A 3,333-nucleotide genomic window follows, 5' to 3' on the forward strand; every position below is an offset into this window, starting at 1 on the left:
TGTTCCGAAGTCGCGCCGTCGTGTTCGCCGCCGATCTCGATCTGCAGCGTCGGATGATCGATTCCGAAACGATCGTGTAAGTCGCGTGCGGCGTGTTCATAGAAGGCGTCGCCGGGATGGCCGCCCGGCATCACCAGATGCGCGGTCAGCGCCGATTCGGTGGTGCTCATTGGCCAGATGTGCAGATCGTGCAGCCGCGCCACCCCCGGCAGGCCGGCCAGCATCGCGCGCACGCCGTCCGCATCGATCCCCGGCGGCACCGCCTGCAACGCCATCCCCAGCGAATCGCGGAACAGGCCCCAGGTGCCCCACAGGATGATCGCCACGACGATCAGGCTGACCAGCGGATCGATCCATTGCAGGCCGGTCGTCAGCATCAGCACGCCCGCCACCACCACCCCGGCGGAAACCAGCGCGTCGACCGCCATGTGCAGGAACGCGCCGCGGATGTTGAGATCGCCCTTGCGCCCGCTGGCGAACATCATCGCGGTGGCGCCGTTGACGATGATGCCGGCGGCGGCGACCCAGATCATCGCGTGTGCGTCCACCTCCGGCGGGGCGCCCAGCCGCCGCGCCGCTTCCCACGCGATCGCGCCGACCGCTACGAACAGCAGCATCGCATTGGCCAGCGCCGCCAGGATCGACGATCCGCCCAGGCCATAGGTGAACCGCTTCGATGCCGGCCGCTTCGACAGCCCGACCGCCGCCCACGCGATCAGCAGCCCCAGCACGTCGGACAGATTGTGTCCGGCATCGGCGAGCAGCGCGACCGAATCGGCGGCGATCCCGAACCCCGCCTCGACGGCCACGAACGCCAGATTGAGCGCGGTGCCGATGGCGAAGGCGCGGCCGAAACTGGCCGGCGCATGGCTGTGGCGATGCGCGCCGCCGTGCCCATGGCCGTGCCCATGACGGTGGTCATGCCCGTGCGAATGATCGTGATCGGCGCCCATCGGGGGTGACTTAGCGGGTAAGCGGTGTCGGATGCTAGGGTAGTATCCGCGCGCTGGCCCTAGCGGCGTCGGCCGCCGCGTCCCTTGGGCGCGCCGGGGCCGTCCGGCCCGCCGCGCTCACCGCCGATGGCGGAGCTGCGGATCGTCAACAACTCCCTGTGGGTCAGCACATGATCCTTGTCGGAATCGAGCCGCGCGAAAATGGCGCTGATACGGTCCGCAAGCTCGGGAAGGGTGATGCGGCCGTCACCGTTGCGGTCGATCTCGAACGGGCTGGGCACGGCGTTGCGATCGCCCAGCCAGCGTTCGGCCCAGTCGGCAAAGGCGATGAAGCCGATGTCGTCCGCGCCGTTGGCGATCGCGGCAAAGCTGCGCGCGACGCCGGCGCTGGCCTCCGCCTCGGTGATCCGGCCGTCGCCATCGGCGTCGAAGCCGGCCAGCATCACCGATACCGGTTCGGCGACGATCGTCGCGGACGGCGGGCGATAGGGCTGCGGCGCCCCATTCGTCGCGGGGGCCTGTTGCGCGGCGAGGAGCAGGGCGACGACGATCGGCATGGCGGGCTTTCGGCACGGAAGGCGGTGTCGCCCGGGGCCGGGCGCGGCGCCCTTCCTAGCAAGCTCGGCGCGGCCAGGTCGAGCGTCCAGCGATCGCGCGGTCGATATGCCGTGACAGGATCGGTCTTACGGGCTGTCGGGCCTGTCGCCTCCGCCACCCCCGGCGGCGACGCCGACGATCACCCCCACCAGCGCCAGGCCGGCTAAGATCCACAGCGCGCCGCCCTTTTTCCGCGCCTTGCGGTTCTGCGCCGGGTCCACTGCGGCTGCCGCTCCGGCGACCGACAGTTTCGCGGCGGGATTGGCCGGCGGCGAGGCGGGAGCCGCCGTCGCCGGAGAGGCCGCCAGAGACGTCGCGGCGATAATCGGCAGGATCGATCCAAGGCGCATCGGGAATCCCCATGTTTTGGCCGGGTGACGGCTGTGAGGGGAAATCCTGGGGTCGCGGCCTTGGCACTCTCACTAATGAAAACGCCGAAACGGGGGAGTCGCGGGCGCTGGCGCTGGTGACGCGCCGCTATCGCTGGAGCAGTCGCGCCCGGCGGCGCCGTTTCGGAGGCGATTTGGTCAGGCCCCGCGCCAGAACTCGACATGGAAATGCACCGGTCCGATCGGTTCGACATGATGGAGCACGGTCGGCTCCACCACCCCCGGTGCCGTTCCCGCCGTCAGGATGGTGTCGAGCGGTGGCCGTCGCGGATCGGTGACGCGGTAGCGCAGCCGCCCCTCCTCGACGTGGATCAGGCCCCAGCTTCCCGCCTTGGTGCTGTGATCGGCGAGCAGCGCCCGCGGCACGCTCGTCTCGATAAAGCTGTCGGTGCGCCGATAGGGTTGCAGCCCTTCGGGCAGCGCGGGCGGATTGGCCGCCGCGTCGCTCACCGCGCGCCGCCGTCGGTCGCCGGCGGATCGAGCCGGAAGAACAAGGCCAGTTGCAGGCTCTCCGCGATTCGTGCCGCCTTGGTCTGGAGCGCGGCGGCGGCCGCGGGCGGCATCACCTCCGCCGTGGTGTGCGCCCACAGCGCCAGCCAGCGATCAAACAGCGACGGCGTGATCCGCGCCTTGTGCTTCAGGTGCGCGATCATCGGATTGCCCTTGTACCGGCCGCTGGTCAGCATCACCGAAGACCAGAAGGCGACCAGCCGCTCCAGATGCTCGGGCCAGTCGTCGACCGCGTCGTTGAACACCGGGCCCAGTTCCGCATCCGCGCGCACGCGCTGATAGAAGAGGGGGATGAGCCGCTCCAGCGCGGCGTCGTCGATCTGCGCGGCCTGTTCCACGATTCGCTCCCGTCGGAATTTCCGGCTTCTATGCCGCTGAATTTATACATGCAAAGAAAATGCATAATATACGCGCACCGATGTGACAGGGGATCGCCGTGCGACTGACGCGCTACACCGACTATGCGATGCGCGTGCTGCTCTATCTGGGCGCGCGGCCCGACCGGCTGTGTTCGATCGCGGAGGTGGCGGGGGCCTATGGCGTGTCGCAGAACCATCTGATGAAGGTGGTCAACGATCTGTCCCGCGCCGGCTATGTCGCCACCGCACGGGGGCGCTTCGGCGGCATCCGCCTTGGCCGCGACCCGGCGGAGATCAACGTCGGCGCGCTGGTGCGGCATAGCGAGGACGGGTTCGAGCTGGTCGAATGCGGCCATTGCCTGATCGCCCCCGCGTGCGGGCTGACCGGCGCGCTGAACGAGGCGATGGCGGCGTTCATGGCGGTGCTCGACGGCTATACGCTCGCCGACCTGCTGGTCCGTCGCGCCGATCTTCAGGCGTTGTTCGCTATTCCGGCCGGGAAGGAGAGTGCGGCGCGCCCGGGCG

At 69.4% G+C, this 3,333-nt stretch carries 6 protein-coding genes; 1 reads left to right on the forward strand and 5 read right to left on the reverse strand.

The window, feature by feature from the left end:
• The 5 genes from VNR91_RS08190 to VNR91_RS08210 form a co-directional block, all read right to left on the reverse strand.
• Window positions 1–953: cation diffusion facilitator family transporter (locus VNR91_RS08190; protein WP_325490282.1), on the reverse strand; the 953-nt coding region annotated here is incomplete at its 3' end.
• A 59-nt stretch (window positions 954–1,012) separates the two neighbouring features.
• The gene (locus VNR91_RS08195) at window positions 1,013–1,510 is read right to left on the reverse strand and encodes an EF-hand domain-containing protein (RefSeq protein ID WP_325490283.1); all 498 of its coding nucleotides are present in this window, start codon (window positions 1,508–1,510) and stop codon (window positions 1,013–1,015) included.
• Window positions 1,511–1,636: 126 nt separating this feature from the next.
• Window positions 1,637–1,900: a hypothetical protein gene (locus VNR91_RS08200; RefSeq protein WP_325490284.1), complete on the reverse strand. Its 264-nt coding sequence runs from the start codon at window positions 1,898–1,900 to the stop codon at window positions 1,637–1,639.
• Between the two features lie 177 nt (window positions 1,901–2,077).
• Window positions 2,078–2,389 carry a DUF1971 domain-containing protein gene (locus VNR91_RS08205; protein ID WP_325490285.1) on the reverse strand — a complete coding sequence of 104 codons (312 nt, stop codon included), beginning with the start codon at window positions 2,387–2,389 and terminating at the stop codon, window positions 2,078–2,080.
• Window positions 2,386–2,787, reverse strand: a complete 402-nt coding sequence (locus VNR91_RS08210) for a group III truncated hemoglobin (protein WP_325490286.1) — start codon at window positions 2,785–2,787, stop codon at window positions 2,386–2,388. The genes VNR91_RS08205 and VNR91_RS08210 overlap by 4 nt, the downstream gene beginning before the upstream one ends.
• 98 nt (window positions 2,788–2,885) lie before the next feature.
• On the opposite strand from VNR91_RS08210, the gene VNR91_RS08215 reads away from it, so the two are divergent.
• The coding region (locus VNR91_RS08215; protein WP_325490287.1) for an Rrf2 family transcriptional regulator at window positions 2,886–3,333 on the forward strand (448 nt) is incomplete at its 3' end.

The sequence above is a fragment of the Sphingomonas sp. genome, assembly GCF_035555815.1.
Lineage (GTDB): Bacteria > Pseudomonadota > Alphaproteobacteria > Sphingomonadales > Sphingomonadaceae > Sphingomonas.